Annotated in this window: 16 protein-coding genes; 3 read left to right on the top strand and 13 right to left on the bottom strand. The window is 58.1% G+C overall.

The features are described 5' to 3' along the window. Window positions 1-25 precede the first annotated feature (25 nt). The gene (locus ACZ46I_RS09940) at window positions 26-1,057 is read left to right on the top strand and encodes a methyltransferase (RefSeq protein WP_464280688.1); all 1,032 of its coding nucleotides are present in this window, start codon (window positions 26-28) and stop codon (window positions 1,055-1,057) included. Window positions 1,058-1,174: 117 nt separating this feature from the next. Here the strand turns inward: ACZ46I_RS09940 and ACZ46I_RS09935 are convergent, their stop codons facing one another. From ACZ46I_RS09935 to ACZ46I_RS09890, 10 genes are all read right to left on the bottom strand, one after another. Beyond that, on the bottom strand, window positions 1,175-2,626 hold the full coding sequence (locus ACZ46I_RS09935; RefSeq protein WP_013506007.1) for a methyl-accepting chemotaxis protein: 1,452 nt from the start codon (window positions 2,624-2,626) through the stop codon (window positions 1,175-1,177). Continuing rightward, a complete protein-coding gene (locus ACZ46I_RS09930) occupies window positions 2,623-2,928 on the bottom strand; it encodes a hypothetical protein (RefSeq protein ID WP_226507574.1) in 306 nt (101 codons plus the stop codon). Before ACZ46I_RS09930 ends, ACZ46I_RS09935 begins: the two co-directional genes overlap by 4 nt. A gap of 27 nt (window positions 2,929-2,955) precedes the next feature. Next, entirely contained in the window at window positions 2,956-3,870 is a 915-nt protein-coding gene (locus ACZ46I_RS09925) for an electron transfer flavoprotein subunit alpha/FixB family protein (RefSeq protein ID WP_013506009.1), read from the bottom strand. A gap of 10 nt (window positions 3,871-3,880) precedes the next feature. Further along, complete coding sequence (locus ACZ46I_RS09920) at window positions 3,881-4,657, bottom strand: electron transfer flavoprotein subunit beta/FixA family protein (protein ID WP_464280687.1); 777 nt, start codon at window positions 4,655-4,657, stop codon at window positions 3,881-3,883. A 46-nt stretch (window positions 4,658-4,703) separates the two neighbouring features. After that, a complete protein-coding gene (locus ACZ46I_RS09915) occupies window positions 4,704-6,683 on the bottom strand; it encodes a heterodisulfide reductase-related iron-sulfur binding cluster (protein ID WP_226507576.1) in 1,980 nt (659 codons plus the stop codon). 44 nt (window positions 6,684-6,727) lie between these two features. Then, the gene (locus tag ACZ46I_RS09910) at window positions 6,728-7,876 is read right to left on the bottom strand and encodes an acyl-CoA dehydrogenase (RefSeq protein ID WP_013506012.1); all 1,149 of its coding nucleotides are present in this window, start codon (window positions 7,874-7,876) and stop codon (window positions 6,728-6,730) included. Between the two features lie 3 nt (window positions 7,877-7,879). Next, window positions 7,880-8,668 (bottom strand): enoyl-CoA hydratase/isomerase family protein, encoded by a 789-nt coding sequence (locus ACZ46I_RS09905; RefSeq protein WP_464280686.1) that lies wholly within the window; start codon window positions 8,666-8,668, stop codon window positions 7,880-7,882. A gap of 92 nt (window positions 8,669-8,760) precedes the next feature. Next, window positions 8,761-9,606, bottom strand: a complete 846-nt coding sequence (locus ACZ46I_RS09900; RefSeq protein ID WP_464280685.1) for a 3-hydroxybutyryl-CoA dehydrogenase — start codon at window positions 9,604-9,606, stop codon at window positions 8,761-8,763. 9 nt (window positions 9,607-9,615) lie between these two features. After that, entirely contained in the window at window positions 9,616-10,794 is a 1,179-nt protein-coding gene (locus tag ACZ46I_RS09895; RefSeq protein WP_464280684.1) for a thiolase family protein, read from the bottom strand. Window positions 10,795-10,858: 64 nt separating this feature from the next. Continuing rightward, window positions 10,859-11,329 carry a DUF4442 domain-containing protein gene (locus ACZ46I_RS09890; protein ID WP_464280683.1) on the bottom strand — a complete coding sequence of 157 codons (471 nt, stop codon included), beginning with the start codon at window positions 11,327-11,329 and terminating at the stop codon, window positions 10,859-10,861. A 168-nt stretch (window positions 11,330-11,497) separates the two neighbouring features. Between ACZ46I_RS09890 and ACZ46I_RS09885 the strand changes: the two genes are divergently transcribed. After that, window positions 11,498-11,908, top strand: coding sequence for a helix-turn-helix domain-containing protein (locus tag ACZ46I_RS09885; RefSeq protein ID WP_464280682.1), 411 nt, complete (start codon window positions 11,498-11,500; stop codon window positions 11,906-11,908). A 25-nt stretch (window positions 11,909-11,933) separates the two neighbouring features. Then, a complete protein-coding gene (locus ACZ46I_RS09880; protein WP_464280681.1) occupies window positions 11,934-12,335 on the top strand; it encodes an acyl-CoA thioesterase in 402 nt (133 codons plus the stop codon). A gap of 331 nt (window positions 12,336-12,666) precedes the next feature. On the opposite strand, the gene ACZ46I_RS09875 is transcribed toward ACZ46I_RS09880, so the two are convergent. From ACZ46I_RS09875 to ACZ46I_RS09865, 3 genes are read right to left on the bottom strand one after another with little or no spacing between them, the layout of a single operon-like run. Beyond that, window positions 12,667-13,218 carry a chalcone isomerase family protein gene (locus tag ACZ46I_RS09875; protein ID WP_226507583.1) on the bottom strand — a complete coding sequence of 184 codons (552 nt, stop codon included), beginning with the start codon at window positions 13,216-13,218 and terminating at the stop codon, window positions 12,667-12,669. Between the two features lie 46 nt (window positions 13,219-13,264). Next, entirely contained in the window at window positions 13,265-13,786 is a 522-nt protein-coding gene (locus tag ACZ46I_RS09870) for a DUF4442 domain-containing protein (RefSeq protein ID WP_226507584.1), read from the bottom strand. Next, window positions 13,786-16,773, bottom strand: coding sequence for an oxidoreductase (locus tag ACZ46I_RS09865; RefSeq protein WP_464280680.1), 2,988 nt, complete (start codon window positions 16,771-16,773; stop codon window positions 13,786-13,788). Before ACZ46I_RS09865 ends, ACZ46I_RS09870 begins: the two co-directional genes overlap by 1 nt. Window positions 16,774-16,805: the final 32 nt, after the last annotated feature.

The raw sequence follows: 16,805 nt of genomic DNA, 5'->3' as shown, positions 1-16,805 counted from the left end.
CCCTTTGTCTGCAAGGAGATGCAACTTGTCACGCCTGTATCATGCTGTAACTGCGCACCTGAAAACATTCTTACCACAATCCCTGTGCTATATCAATATGCCTTTCCACGGTGTACTCCCCGGCATTTCATACCATGAACACGTCATTACCGATCACTTCGGCCAGTTCACCGCCCTGCGCAGCGCCGGCTGTTCCGTCGACTTCGCCACCCCCTCCACCTGGGCCACACACTCTGATCAGCCCATCTTTGACGCGGTCGTCCTGGGCCTTCCCAAGGGAAAACTGCAGCAGCTGGCCTACCTGCATATGGCGTGGACGGCCTGCGCCATGGAAGGTCAGGTGATTCTCTGGGGGTATACCAATGAGGGAATCGGCAGCATACAGCGCCTGCTGCACAAGCGTGGCATCCCCTGCGCCAAAGTTGCCAACTGCGAAGGCGGCAAAGCCCTGCAGATACGCAGGACCACACCATCAAGCCCCTTCAGCGAGGACTTTGCCGCCTACAGCCAGCCCCTTACCCTGGAGGTGCCCTTCCGGGAGACGCTGGTGCCCTACACCTCCCTGGCCGGAACCTTTGCCCACGGAAAATCCGACCCCGGCACCATGCTCATGCTCACCACCATCAGCAGCATTGCCTTACGTGAACCGCTGCTGGACCTGGCCTGCGGCAGTGGACTGGTGTCAACCCTGCTGGCTTCCATGGGCTTCCGCGCCATCCACATGTGCGACGTCAGCGCACGCGCCATTGAAGCTGCCAGCGCAAACGCCAGGGCCAACTCCCTGCCACTGCCCTTTGCTTCCGACATCTACTCCCATGTTCAGCAGCGTTACGGCAGTATCCTGGTGAACCCCCCTTTTCACCAGGGAGTCAGCACCGACTACCATGTACCCCAGAGTATCATCGCTCAGGCACCAGGCTTTCTGCTGCCAGGCGGCAGTCTCTACATCGTGGCCAACCGCTTTTTGCCCTATGAAAAGCTGTGCCACCAGGCCGGAGCGCAATTCCATGTCATGCACCAGGATAATCAGTTTAAGATCCTGCAGCTGAACTGGTGAAAAGGAATCTGACAGCACGTGCCGTGCAGAAGGAACCGAACCCGACGTCAAGCACGGATCGGCGTCAGCGGGTTCGACCACTGCAGGGATGTTCTGGAATCAGTAAGGACAGGCAGCTCAGGAGACCATCTGCAGGATTGCCTGCATGTCACGGGCGAGCTGTGTCAGCTCTCGGGACTGCTGTTTGAGGGCCTGCTGACTCTGAGCCAGGGCCAGGGATGACACTTTCTGTTGGGAACTGATGCTGGAGAGCTCACGACTCGACTGCACCATATCAGCGATCTCCTGATTCTGGTGTACGATCTGCTGGCTGACTGAGGCAATGGTATCGCTGATTGCCGTAACCGAGCGCAGCACCTCCTGCAGGGTCTGCCGGGCTTTTCCCACAACACGCACGCCATTGTCTATATCGGCGATGCTGCGACTGAGCAGTTTGCGGATTTCATTGGCCGACTCATCGGAGCGCTGGGAGAGCTTGCGCACCTCATCGGCCACTACGGCGAACCCCTGCCCCGCATCCCCGGCACGCGCCGATTCGATAGCGGCATTGAGAGCCAGCAGGTTGGTCTGATCCGCAATATCGTTGATCAGACGCGTGGCCTCCTCGATGCGATCGTTATTTTCCTTGATCTTGCGGATACTCTCGACAACGGCTTCCATGGTGGCACCACTCTCCTGACTCAGGCAAGCTGCCTGGCGGGCAGTATCGTTCATCTGCTGTACCAGTTCACTGCCCTGATTCAGGGAGGTGGAGACCTGGCTCAGCCGCTCGGTAAAATAGACCGCCGCGTCGGCAAGGTGCTGGGAGTGCTCCTGGATATGCTGATTCTGCTCGTGCACCGTAGACTGCAGCTCCTCCAGGTTGTCACCCCCCCTTCGCAACTGGTCAACGCTCTGCTCCACCTGCACCAGAACATGCTGCAGCCGTTGGGCGTTGCGCGCGGAGTCACGGGTGCTGATCTGGGCGCTCTCCAGGGCCTCCTGGGAAATTCGCTGCGCCTCGGTGCGCACGCGACGGCTGATGCTCTGCGCCAGCCAGACGATGGCCAGGGGCAGCAGATAGCCCGACCAGGTGTCCACGCTGGCGGCCCTGCCCTCCAGCACTACAGGCACCATGGTTGCCCCGCTGGCATCCCGGTAGAGCAGCCAGACTGTCACCAGCGTCAGCAGCACAGACCAAAAGAAGGCGGAACGCCCGTCAGCCATGAAGTAGACCAGCACAATCAGCGCCACCAGCCAGAAGATATGGGGCGAGTTGATGCCGCCCAGCTGATAGACCATGTTCAGGGCGTGGATAATGAATCCCCCCAGGATCACATTGACGCTGAATGCAGTGGGCGCCTGCCAGCGCAGCAGCAGACCCGAGAACAGCACCAGCAGGAGCATGAGTGCCGAGGTAGCAGCCAGGCTGGTTCCCCCCAGGCCCGACCATTTAAAGAAGCTGTACAGAGCCACCAGGACGCCGTAGAAGCCAAAGAGAAGCGCCATCTTCTCCTGGGGATGGTGTCCATCATGGAAGCTCTGGCCAGCCGGGGTGAAGAGATTGACATAGAGGTTCAGGGGATTCATTTGCCAAATGCGCGCAGAAAGAGTTTGAGCATGTCGGGGTTGTTGGATTTGATCCTGCCGGTGAGAAAATCACTGAGGCTGGGCTGGTAGCAGTCATTCCAGACCTTCAGGAAAAATTCGGCGCTGGTCTTGCAGACACAGTCGGCGTTTTCCAGGGTCTTGCCCTCCTCCACCCGGCAGCCCTCCGGGCTCAGGAGCACCGTCTTTTTCTGATCATCAATGGAAAAATAGTAGCTCTGTGGTTTCTGCAGAGCCTGGGGCTGAAAGTGCTGATCCAGGCTGGCAAAGATATCGGCAATCATGGCGCTCACCAGGGAAGAACCCTGCGCCTAACGGCGCAGGGCCTCCGTCAACGCAGGGACAAACTGTTTCACATCAGCCACCACCAGCACATCGGCCACTTCGCCGATGGGCGCGTCCTTGTCGGTATTGATGGCAACCACATAGTCGGAATTCTTCATGCCCGCCAGGTGCTGAATGGCGCCGGAAATCCCGCAGGCCACATAGAGCTTGGGCGTGACCGTCTGCCCCGTGTTACCCACCTGACGGCTGTGATCGACCCAGCCAGCGTCCACCACCGGACGGCTCGCGCCCAGTTCGCCGCCCAGGGCCTGGGCCAGGGCCTGAACCATCTCCACGTTTTCAGCCTTGCCGATACCACGGCCAGCGCTGACGATGATTTCGGCGCGGCTGAGATCCACGCCGGTTGCTTCGGCGGCCTCATAGCCCACGAACTCCATTTTTCCCTGGCCGACGGCGTCCACTTTCCGCACATCGGGTGTACCCGCTGGTTCCGCCTGGGGATTGAACGCCCCCGCCTGCAGCGTCAGCACCGTCAGCTCGGTGGTGGCCTGGACGGTGCGTCGCAGTTTGGCATTACATGCCGGAACAATATAGCCGTCCTCCGCCACCTCCATGACTTCGGAAATCTGTCCGGCTCCCAGTCGGAACGCCACCCGTGGCGCCAGATCCCATCCAGAGGAGGAGTGAGAGAAGACCACCATCTGCGGCTTCAGCTGGTCAACAATCGCGGCTATGGCATCGGCGTGGGCATCTGGTTGAAATTCTCTGCCAGCTGGCGTCTCCAGCAGATGGAGGGTTCCATTCCAGGCGGGAAGCTGCTCAGCGCTGCCAGCCAGAAACATGGTGGCTTCGGCACCCAGCGCCTGGGCGAATGCCACCAGCTCGTATGTGGAGTCCTGTATCTTTCCTTCGCGAGATTCTCCTATCAGTAATACGTTCATGGCTGCCTCCTTACTTCACCAGGCCGGTTTTTTCTTTGAGTATGCCCACCAGCTGCGTTACCAGGACAGGAACTTCCCCTTCCAGCACGCGGGCGCCGCCCTTCTTCTGCGGAACGAAGAGGGCCCGGGTGCTCACAACCGCAGCAGGCTCAGGCAGAACCTGTGCCGCCGGAATGCTGGTCAGCTCCTTCTTTTTGGCTTTCATGATGTTGGGCAGGGTGGGGTAACGGGGAGTGTTCAACCCCAGCTGACAGGTGAACAGAGCCGGCGTGGGCACCTTGACCACCGCCTTGGTACCGCCCTCGAGTTCACGCTTCACCGTCACGGTGCCACCGTCGTAATGGAAGCTGACCACGGTGCTGACTGCGGGAATACCCAGCATCTGCGCCACCAGAATCCCCACCTGTGCTGAACCGCGATCCTGGGACTGCATTCCCGTGAAGATCAGATCAAACCCTTCATTCCGGGCAAAATTGGCAATCATGGTGGCAATTTCCCAGGGGTCGCGCTTGTGGCTGCTGTCATCCTGAATATGCAGCCCCTTATCCGCGCCCATGGCCAATGCCTTCTTCATGGCCTCCTTGACCCGGTCAGGGCCGATGGAAAGCACTGTGATTTCCGCGCCACCACCCTGGGACTGCAGCTGTACCGCCTGCTCCACGGCGTACTCATCGTACTCGTTCATGCGCCAGGCCAGATCGCTGTCCTCATACCAGGTGCCTTCGCCATTAACCTTGAAGCGCGATTCCATATCGGGAACCTGCTTGATACACACGAGAATTTTCATCATAGCCTCCCATTAACCTTCGGTTTCCTTATTCTACAGGTATACATCACAGGCGCTCGGCCAGGATTTCCGCGATATCCAGCGGTTTGAGGTCACCCTCCAGCTCGGCTCCCTTCACGCCATCTTCAAACATGGTCAGACAGAAAGGACAGTTGGAGATGAGCACCGGCGCGCCAGTCTGTGAAGCCATTTCCACCCGATGCTGGCTGATGCGGCTGCCCAGATTCTCCTCGGCCAGAATTCGCCCGCCTCCAGCTCCGCAGCAGAAGTTCTCCATACCACAGCGCTCCATCTCCACAATGCGGGCACCAGCAGCCTTGAGCAGCTGGCGGGGCGGGTCGAGTATCTCATTATGACGGCTGAGGTAGCAGGAGTCGTGGTAGGTGCACTCGAAATCGCGGGAGCTGAGCTTGAGTCGCCCCGCTTCCAGCAGTTTCTGCAGAAAGACAGTGGAGTGCTCCACCTCCACATTCAGTCCCAGGTCTTGGTAGTCCTTGGCCAGAGTATTGAAACAGTGGGGGCAGGTGGAAACGATCTTCTTCACACCATACCCCTCCATCAGCGCGATATTCTCCGCCGCCAGGGTCTGGTAGAGATATTCATTACCCAGCTTGCGCATCGGCTCACCACAGCACTTCTCCTCTTTACCCAGGATACCCACCCGTACGCCAGCCTGCTGACACAGCTTCACAAAGCTGCGGGCCACGTTCTGATTGCGTTTGTCAAAGGAAGCGTAACAGCCCACAAAGAACAGTATATCCACGTCAGCATCCTCAGCCAGAGTCCGGATGCCCAGATCCTGTGCCCAGTCGCCACGGGCAGCAAAGGGCATACCCAGGGGATTTCCATTTACCTCAGTATTTTCCATGGCCGCCATGACCTCTTCACCGGGAAACTCGCCCTCCATCAGCACCAGATTGCGACGCATGTCGAGAATCTTGCGCAGATGCTCAATGGAGGCGGGACAGATATCCTCACAGGCACGACAGGTGGTGCACGACCACAGGGCATCCCGCGACACGGTGTCGATGAGGTTCGCCTCACCACCAGCAAAGGCGACCTCACCCACCTGGTTGACAACCTTCATGGGCGAGAGGGGTTTGTCGGTAACATGGGCCGGACAGCGATCCTGGCAGCGTTTGCATTGTGTGCAGGCGTCCGCGTCAAAGATATCTTTCCATGTCAGATCCTTGACGGTGGCCGCACCGAAGCGCTCCGCGCTTTCATCTTCCAGGTTCAGGGTGGACATTTTCCCCATGGGCCCACGATAGGCCAGCAGGGAGTTGGCAGGCGTGGTGAAGAGGTGGCGCAGCTTGGTAAAGGGTATGGACACGATGAACAGCAGCGCCAGGGCAAAGTGCACCCACCACAGATACAGGTGGAGGTTCAGCAGTGTGGACTCACCCAGCCCCTTCAGACCATGGGCGAACACCAGGCCCACCGGCGACCAGATGGCCAGGGGGGTGCCCAGCTCGGTCACGGCCATACGCGCCCCTTCCAGCACAAATCCGCTGAACAGAATCAACAGCAGGAGTCCGTGCATGAAGGCGTTTTCCCAGCTGGTTTCAAGGCCCCGCGGGCGAACGAGATAGCGCCGCACCAGCAGGCCAAGCAGCATGAGCATGGCGACGAGTCCGGCAATATCGAGGCTGAGGGAAAAGACTTTATAGAAGTTCCCCTTCAGGAACTGTATGCCGAAAATGGGGTCAGTGATATCGGCCTGCAGCAGGATCAGGCAGGTGCCGATAAAGAGGATGGCAAAGCCCCAGAAGAACAATCCATGAGCCGTTCCGGCTCCCCGAACCCTCATGACCCTGGTCTGCAGCAGCATGTTCTTCAGCAGACTGATGATGCGTTCGCGCAGATTATCGGTGCGTGTCAACTCTCCACCCTGGCGATACACCTTTATACGGCGCCAGAAGCCCCAGGCCATGATGCCGATTGCCAGAAAGCTCAACAGGTACATGGGCACCAGCGTGAGTGCGCTGCCACCGACATTCCAGTAAATTTCCCGTGTAAACTCCATAATTCCCCCTTGGGTAAACTTCTCTTGCGGCTGTGAAGTTGTCATCAGTTCCGTAACAGCGCGGTACCGATCACCAGACGCTGAATTTCGCTGGTGCCTTCATAGATTTCCGTGATCTTGGCGTCGCGCATCATGCGCTCCACCGGGTACTCCCGCGTGTATCCATAGCCACCGTGAATCTGTACGGCTCTGGTGGTCACATCCATGGCAGTCTCCGACGCGAAGAGCTTGGCCATGGCGGCCTCCCGAGAGTAGGAACTGCCGCTGTCCGCCTGAACCGCCGCGCGGTATACCAGCATCCGGGCCGCATCGACCCGCGTCTGCATATCCGCCAGCGCAAACGTGATTGCCTGGAAATTGCCGATGGGCTGATCAAACTGCCTGCGTTCACGGGCATAGGCAACAGCATGATCCAGGGCCCCCTGGGCGATGCCCAGGGCCTGAGCGGCTATGCCGATACGGCCTCCATCAAGGGTCTTCATGGCCACCTTGAAGCCTTCGCTTTCACTGCCCAGGAGGTTTTCCAGCGGGATATGGCAGTTTTCAAAGACAAGTTCCGTGGTGGGCGACGAGCGGATGCCCATCTTGACCTCTTTCTTGCCAAAGGAAAAGCCAGGTGTCCCCTTTTCCACCAGAAAGGCACTGATACCATGGTGCTTGCGGGCCTGGGGATCGGTACGGGCGAACACCACATAGATGTCAGCTTCGCCGCCATTGGTGATGAAGTTCTTGCTGCCATTGAGGATCCAGCTCTCCCCATCCCGCACCGCCGTCGTACGGGTACCACCGGCATCGGAACCCGCCGAGGGTTCCGTCAGCCCGAAAGCGCCCATCTTCTCACCCGTTGCCAGGGGTCTCAGGTAACGCTCCTTCTGCTGTGGCGTACCGAACAGATTGATGGGGTTGGCCCCCAGGGAGACGTGGGCCGACAGGGTCACCCCGGTGGAGGCGCACACCCGGGAGAGCTCTTCCACCGTCAGTGCATAACTCAGATAGTCAGCACCGGCCCCGCCATAGGTTTCCGGAAAAAGAATGCCGGTCAGCCCCAGCTGCGCCAGGCGATCAAACATGAGCTCGCGGTCAAAGGTTTCTGTCTCGTCACGCTGGGCAGCTGTCGCCGCTACCTCCTGCGTGGCAAATTCGCGCACGGTATCACGGATCAATCGCTGCTCTTCGTTCAAGGTAAAGTGCATGGTCTACTCCCCACCTGGTATAAATTGAGGCGCTCGCTTCTGTAAAAAAGCCTGCATGCCTTCACGCTGGTCAGCACCGGCAAAGAGTCCTGCGAACAGCGCGCTTTCATAGGCCAGTCCATCGTCATGACCCATATCCAGGCCACGGGCAATGGCCTCCTTGGCACTGGCCACCGCATTGCGACTGTTTGCGGCTATCCGCCGGGCACACTCCCGGGTTCTCTCCAGCAGTTCAGCGGGCTCACACAGAGCGTTGGCAATGCCCCATTCACAGGCTTCACGGGCGCTTATCATGCGTCCGGTCATGATGAGTTCATTGGCACGGTTGCGCCCCACCAGCTGTGGCAGCCGCTGGGTTCCACCAAATCCCGGCATGATTCCCAGGGTCACTTCCGGCAGCCCCACTTTGGCCGTGGAGCTCATGTAAACGAAATCACAGGCCATGGCCAGTTCCAGACCTCCCCCCAGGGCAAACCCATTGACTGCCGCCAGCACCGGCGTCTTCATGGAGACAATGCGACGCAGGAGCTCCTGCCCCTGCCGCGCAAAGTTCAGTGCCTGGGCGGGTGTCATAGCAACCATGGCGGCAATATCCGCGCCCGCCACAAAGGCCTTCTCGCCAGCACCTGTCAGGATGATGGCACCTATGGCGCTGTTTGCTTCAAGCTCCTGCAGCGCCTGCTGCAGCTCCATGACAACCTCGGCGTTCAGGGCGTTCAGCGCCTTGGGCCGGTGAATGCTGACCAGGGCGGTGTGTTCGTCTCTTTCAAGAATCAGATGCCGGTATTGCACGTGAACCTCCTCACAGTGTGCGCAGATACATGAAATCAGGCCGGCAGCCAAAATAACTGCAGGCGCGTCCACTTGGTTTTTTCAGCAGCCTGCTAAGGGTATGAATAAAATCCCTGACCACTCTTGCGGCCCAGTCGCCCGGCGGCCACCATCTGGGTGAGCAGCGGACACGGGCGGTACTTGCTGTCCTTGAAGCCGTCAAAGAGCACCTCCATGATCGAAAGCACCGTGTCAAGACCAATCAGATCCGCCAGTGCCAGCGGGCCCATGGGCTGATTGGTGCCAAGGCGCATGGCCAGGTCTATATCTTCTGCAGTGGCCACCCCCTCATGGAGAGTGCAGATGGCCTCGTTGATCATGGGAATCAGGATGCGGTTTACGATAAATCCGGGGTAATCGGCGGAGATGGCCACTTCCTTGTCCATGGATTCCACCAGCTGACGGGCACGGGAAAAGGTCTCTTCGGAAGTCCCCAGGCCACGGATGATTTCCACAAGGCCCATGACCGGCACGGGATTCATGAAGTGCAGGCCGATAAATCGTTCGGGGCGCCTGGTGTTGCTGGCCAGGCGCGTGATGGAAATGGAAGAAGTGTTGGAAGCGATAATCGCTTCCGGCTTGAGAATGTCATCAAGGTGCTGCAGGGTTTCCAGCTTGGCCATGAACTTTTCTGTTACCGCTTCTATGGCCATATCACAGGACTGAAATTCCTTCAGGGAACGGGTGCACCCTATACGCCCGAGAATCGGTCGAATGGCGTTTTCTTCCAGCTTGCCCTTCTCCACCTGACGGATAAGGTTTTTTTCAATGCCCGCGACACACCGCTTCAACTGCTCTTCACTCATATCGTGAATGATAACCTTATATCCGTACTGAGCACACACCTGGGCGATTCCACTGCCCATCTGCCCCGCGCCGACAACTCCGATATACTGCATATCCTGCTCCTACACCCGTTCAAATATGGCGGCAACCGCCTCGCCCCCGCCAATGCACAGGGTAGTCAGTCCATAGCGAAGGCCTTCGCGTTTCATTTCATGGAGCAGGGTTCCGGCAATGCGGGCACCACTGGCACCGACAGGATGACCGATGGAAACCGCTCCCCCATTGACATTCATTTTTGCCAGATCTATGCCCAGGGACTTCATCACCATGAGTGGAACCGCAGAAAATGCTTCGTTGACCTCGAAGAGATCGATATCCCCTGTCTTCAACCCCGCCAGAGCGCAGGCCCTTTCGATAGCCCCTATGGGCGCCTCAGCAAAGCGATCGGGATGGGTACTGAAGGTGGTGTAGGCCACAAGGCGTCCAAGTGGCTGCAAAGCGTGCCGTTGCACCGAGTCCTCGTCAGCCAGCAGCGCCATGGCCGCACCATCATTGATCGTCGAGGCGTTGGCTGCCGTGATGGTGCCTTCTTTGGAAAAGACCGGTTTCAGCCCTTCAATCTTTTCGAAGACCACTTTGAAGGGTTCCTCGTCATCGGAGATCAGCTTTTCCCCCTTACGCACAGCCTTGAGAATGGGAACCATTTCCTCAAAAAAGCGGCCGTCGCGGGTCGCCGACTGGGATCGCTCATAGGAGCAGATGGCATACTTGTCCTGTTCCTGACGGGAGATACGATGGTGTTTTATGAGTTCTTCCGTCACCAGACCCATATGACGGCCGCTGTACGGGTCGATAAGGGCGTCATGGAGCATCAGATCAACGGATTGTACCGCGCCCATGCGCGCACCGAACCGCATGGATGGAAGAGCGTAAGGGCTCATGGACATATTCTCCATACCCCCGGCCATCACCAGTGACGAGTCACCCAGGCGAATGGCATCGGCCCCGAGCATGATCGCCTTCAAACCACTCCCGCAAACCTTGTTCACCGTCAGCGCCGGAACACTGTCAGGTACCTCCGCAGCGCGCATGGCCTGACGTGCCGGGGCCTGCCCGGCTCCACCGGTCAGCACCTGACCGATGATCACCTGGCTGACCTGCTCCCCCTCAAGGCCCGCCTCGGTCAGCATACAGCGCATGACCGTTGCCGCCAGTTCTGGAGCGGGCATATCCGACAACTGGCCGCCAAAACTGCCAAAGGGCGTCCTTCGTGCATCTACAACATATACTGTTTCGTTCATAGCACCACCACTCTTTTACGTTCACGTAATACACAGGGCATCATTTTCCAGCAACCTCCATCACTTACCGCTCTCGGTTTTTGCGAAAATACAGCGTTTTATTCACTACGGCATGCTCAACGTGGTCATGGTCACAGAGGCTGATCCGATAGACGCGATCCAGGGAGTGCGCTGACTCCAGCTCCCTGCGGATATACTCAAGCTCCGCGTCTTCAATGGAGAACTCAGCGTACAGCGTTGTCCTGCCAGGTTTAAGAAATGCGATTTCAGCAGACTTGTCCCACACCACATACGCTTTCCCGAGCAGGCGCATGAACATCACCATGTACACCGGGTCAACGGCGGCAAACATGGAACCGCCAAAAAGCGTTCCCACAGCATTGCGCGTCCAGATATTCAAAGGCAGCTTCACCCTCACCCGTTTCCAGTCGTGGGATATGAACACCACCCGCGCGCCGGTTCGGCGATAGGCAGGAAAGATATTGAAGGCCAGTCGCGCCAGTTTTGACTTCCATGATTCGCGCAGGTTTTCCATATGCATGCAGACCTGATTACATCATCTTTACGTTAATGTCAACTATAAACAAAACGCTATTATATTCCCAGTAAAGCAGCAGCTAACCAACCAGTTAACCATATTCGGCAATTGACAACTTCGCCATGGAGTGATAATTTGCAGAAAATCTTACGTAAAGGTAATTCAATGCCAACTCAGAAAAGTGCCCTCATCCCCATCGGCGAAGTCGCAAATCAATTGGGAATAACCACCAGGACCATCCGTTATTACGAGGAAATCGGCCTGATGGGCTGCCCTGAGCGACTCAGCGGCAACACTCGCATGTACGGTCGCCCCGACATACTGCGACTGAAATTCATCCTGAAGCTCAAGGAGCTCGGCATCACCCTGAAGGAAATGCAGGAACTGGCGGAGAACTTCGACGTCCACAATCAGGATTTTGCCACCATTACGCCGAAGCTGCTCGACATACTCGACAGCCATATCAACAAAGTCGATGAAAAGATCGCGAAACTCAGTTCACTGCGCAAGGAAGTCGTCGAGTATCGCGCGCGCATCGTGGACATTCTCAAAGGAAAAACGCAACCCATACAATAACCCGTGGATTCACCGGAGGATCATAATGTCTTTTCAGTACCCTGTGCAAATGCGGTTTTCTGATATTGACGCTTACGGTCATGTCAATAACGCTGTTTTCTTTACCTACCTGGAGACAGCCCGCACCAACTTCTTCCTTCAGTCGTTCCGCCACTTCCTTGACCAGGGGCTGCTCTTTCTGGTCGCCCATGCAGAATGTACCTACCGCAAGTCCATCCCGCTCTGTGAATCGGTGAACATCGACATGGATATCGCCCACATTGGCCGCAGCAGCTTTACGATCACCTACCGCATTCATGACGGAACCTCCCTCTACGCTGAAGCCAAAACCACAATGGTCTGCCTCGAAAAACAGTCGGGCAAACCCGTGTCCATTCCCGAAGAGCTGCGTACCCTGCTGACAGAGCACCTGACCGCACCAGCCTGAACACACTGCCCCTCAACGACATGGGAGGGGCATGTTTCGGCTGTTCTGCTTTTCCCCTCACTCCCCATTATCAGCACCGACCCACCTGCAGAAAAAAGGGAAGCCCGCAGGCTTCCCAAAACAAGGAGGTTCTCTTCAGCTTTTCTTGTTATCCAGGTGACTCTTCAAAGTGTTATCGTCCAATCTTCCATCGAAAAAGCGCACCGCGCGCGCAGCCATCAGAGACACAAAACAGGCGATCATGCTGTCCCGCCCTAACAGGTTGCTGAGATACCTTAAACACGCAGGCAATTGAAAATCCACAGGTGCAAGGCGCCTGCAGAGCAGCCTGCTAAAGTCCCAGCATTCCTCGCTTCAGGCTGGGGTCAGCCGGAGTATGGCCTAGGTAGATCCCCAGGATGCCTTTCGCCAGTTCAGGGTTTCGCAGGGAACCCAGTACGGTTCCATTCTGCAGGGCGGTGATGGTTCCATCGCGCAGCAACCGCAATTCCACCTGATCACCCCGGACAAAATCCTGAGTGAACCAATCAAGGAACGCGACCGTGTCTGCCTGTGCGGCCATTTCGGGTGAATTGTTTCGCAGCCCTGCCTCAAAGGCTTCCACGATATTCTGTTTGCCGACCCTGCGATGGAGGAAGTCCATGCGTATGATCTTGCCAGCTGGCTCGTTTACGGCTTCCTGGAAACTGCGCACGGGAGCAGCGGTGTACAGTGAGCCAATGTAGATATCGAAAATCATGCGTTTACGCACTCCATATCCGTTCAACTTCAACTCATCATTCTCCAGGGTCACCACCGCGGGCAGACGCACTCCGGCAACCTCCACAGCACCGGCACCTGTTCCGGTCAGCAGAATCAGCAGTACGATTGACAGAACTCTCATGACTCTCTCCCTCACATGTTCTTCAGTTTCACCATACATCAGACCCCTACTCAACCCGGGTTCTCACCAGCTCCCAGCTCTTGACCTGCCAGGTGATGAATCCCGTCGCCACCAGCCTGTCATCCTGGTCGTACACGCGTGTCTGCACCTGTCGCTGGACCACACCGTCTGTCTGAAGCGGTCTGAGAAATTCTTCGGCAATCTGCTGCTCCGTCAGATCGGTAACGGCCCGCAGACGACTTTTCGCCTGATAGGCATACTCCACTTCCAGACGCGCCATAATCAGGCGAAACCGGGAAGGGTCTATATGGCTCAGCAGGGTTATGCCCGAAGAAAATTCGGCGATGGTGGCAATGGCACAGGCGTGTATGCCACGGATATGGTTGAAATTACTGCGCCTATAGGGCGCTGTGGTCATAATGCCCTTCTCGTCAATACTGAGGATGCAGAAGCCGTGGGGCCGGTTAAAGGGGATCATCCTCCCAAGCACCAGGTTCAGCACCCACAACCAGAATTTCGAGTGCCGGGCGCGCCCCAGCAGTGTACGCAACAGAGCAAATCCTTTCATTACACTTTCCTCCCGGCTGCAAAGCCTTGATGTACAGCGTCAATAACCATGGCCGGTTCATGGGCGTCTCCCACCACATGGCAGGCAATGTGCTGCTGTGATGCCAGGGTCTGCAGACCGCGCACACTGCGACTGCCCACTGCCAGCACCACGGTATCCGCTGCCAGCAGCTGACTGCCCGAAGATCCACTGACGCGCACGCTGGCCTCTTCGATCTGCTCCACGTTCGTCTGGGTGAGGGTGCGAATGCCAAAGCGTTGCAGATCCTGCAGCATGGTCCAGCGGGTCGTCTTGCCAAAGTTGCGTCCGAGCTTGTCTGTGGCTTCAACGATGGTGATATCCTTCTCGCCTCGGGTCGCCATGCGCAGCAGTTCTGCGGGTTCCTCGGCGCGATGGGCCAGCAGGAATTTCAACTCCTCACCGCTGAGCGTGCCGGACTCGGCCAGCAGCAGGGCGGTTTCGATTCCCACCGCGCCACCGCCGATGATCACGACCCTTCGGCCCGCTTGGGCTTTACCACAGAGCACATCCCACGCCTGAACAACATGGGGTTTTTCGGCACCGGCGATTTTTGGCAGCACCGGCTGCGCACCGGTGGCCACGATCAGAACATCGGGGCGCTGGGCTTTCAGCAGTTCCTCATCCACTTCGCGGTTGAGGTGCACCTCCACCCGCTGGCGACTGAGTTGATGGGCAAGATCCTTCGCCAACTGTACAAACTCTTCGCGTCCCGGTGGAGCCCCGGCCAGGAGTAACTGTCCACCGAGCCGTGAGCCCTTCTCGCAGAGCAGTACCCGATGTCCACGGCGCCCGGCTGCCAGCGCGGCACTCATGCCCGCAGGGCCACCACCGGCCACCAGTACCCTGCGCGGGGTTTCCGCTGGCTCCAGCATGGTCTCCAGCTCATGGCCCGCCTCGGGATTGCACAGGCACTCCACCGATTTCATCTTGAAGAGATTGTCAAAACAGCCCTGACCGCAGGCCACACAGTGAATGATCTCCCGCTCGCGGCCGGTCGCCGCTTTGCGGGGCAGCCAGGGGTCGGCAATCAACGCGCGCCCCATGGCCACCATATCGCACATGCCCTGCCCAAGCAGCCTGCGCGCTGTCGCAGGATCGTTGATACGATGGCTGGCAATGACGGGAATCCCCACAAGGGTGCGTATTTCACGGGCCAAATAGGCGAAGGCACCCCGTGGCACCTTGGTAACTATCTGCGGAACCTGGGCTTCATGCCAGCCCACATTGACACAGATGGCATCGGCCCCGACGGCCTCGAGAGCCAGGGCGAAGGTCTGCAGGTCGCGGCGACCGATACCACCGGGCATAAAGTCGTTGCCGTTGAGACGCACCATCACCGGATAGGCATTTCCCGTGGCCTCCTTGACGGCACGCACCACCTCCAGGCCAAAGCGCATGCGATTCTCCAGGCTTCCTCCGTATTCATCCTGACGTTGATTGGTCAGGGGTGAGAGAAACTCGCTGATGAGATATCCGGTTCCCGCCAGAATCTCCACGGCATCAAAGCCCGCCTCACGGATCCGCGCGGCACTGCTGGCAAAGCGACCAACGATGTCCTGAATCTCCTGGGCGCTGAGTTCGCGGGGCGTCTCGCCGGTAAGCCGCGATGCCACTGGAGACGGAGCCACGGGTTTTTTGCCGCCCAGCAGCATGGAGTGGTTGTAACGTCCAGCATGGTTGATCTGCACGGCACTGCGGGCACCATGCTCCTGAATGGCCAGGGCCAGGCGACGCAGTCCTTCCACATACCGGTCATCGTGGGCACCTATATTACCGGGATTACCGGAAAGCTCGTCCACGGTGGCATATCCGACACAGATCAGGCCTGCCCCGCCCTTGGCACGCTCGGAATAGAAGGCCACCAGGGCATCAGTCACCTGGTAGTTGCGACACATGTTCATGTGCATGGCCGGCATGCAGATGCGATTGGGGATTTCCATGGTGCCAATCTGCACCGGCGTGAAGAGGATATCTTCAGCAGTATCTGTTTCCGTAAAGCACTGGGAGGCTTTGGGCGAGGGCCCGCTGGATTCGAAGAGGCTTGCGAACTCGGCGGCCACCGGCTCCAGCAGGCCACTGTTTTCCAGCGCGCGCCGCAGGGGTTCGGGCTCCTGCAGGAAGTCCTGCATGAAGACGACTTCCGAGGCCTTCAGATACTTGTGAAACGGGTCTTTGAGGGTGGAGCCGAAGAGCTCTTCGATGATGGCCACCACGCTGGGACGATCCATGAGGGGCAGCAGGCGACGCGCCCGTTCCAGCAGTTTGGAGACATAGAAGAGGATGGTGTCATCCACACCGCTGATGCGGGTGCGGTGGCCGGGGTAAATCTCCTTACCCCGCAGTGTCGCCAGTTTGCCGATGGTTTCGCTGTAGGCATGGTAGTTGTGGAAACGCCCTCCACTTTCCAGATCCACGTCCAGCAGGGGTGACTGGAAGATTCCCTGGAGGAGGGTATCGCCGGTGACAGCCCAGTCGCTTCCCACATACACCAGGTCACTCTGGGAGTGTCCCGGACAGGGGAGAACCTCGAACCCCAGACGCGCGGGCAGATCCGATTCCTCGAGAATACGGTACTCCTCAGGCACCCGGGGGAAAATGGTTCCCTCATCCATGGAGTCCCGGAACTGCTTCACATAGGCAGGGCTGAAACCCAGACTGCCCAGCAGGTCTCCCAGGCCATCCAGCCACTCGCCGTGGCGGGTAATCTTGAGGCTGTCGCGATAGGGGAGCCATATCTGGGCGGGACTGTTCTCCTGCAGCCACGAGGCCAGGCCATAGTGGTCGATATGGCAGTGGGTGATGATCACATGGCGCAGGCGCTCCAGATCCATATGTTCCTGGAAGTAGCGCTGAGCTGCCGGAGTAGGGGGACCGCTGTCGAAGAGAATGATCTCGCCATCGGTTTCCATACTGTAGCAGTGCACCTCACCGGCAATGTAGGGTGTGTCTATGGAGTGTTGTTGCATGGGTTTGTCCTTCCAGACGTAATGCTCTTTCT

It is taken from the genome of Desulfurispirillum alkaliphilum (assembly GCF_055378285.1).
This window is presented reverse-complemented; position numbering and strand designations above follow the sequence as displayed.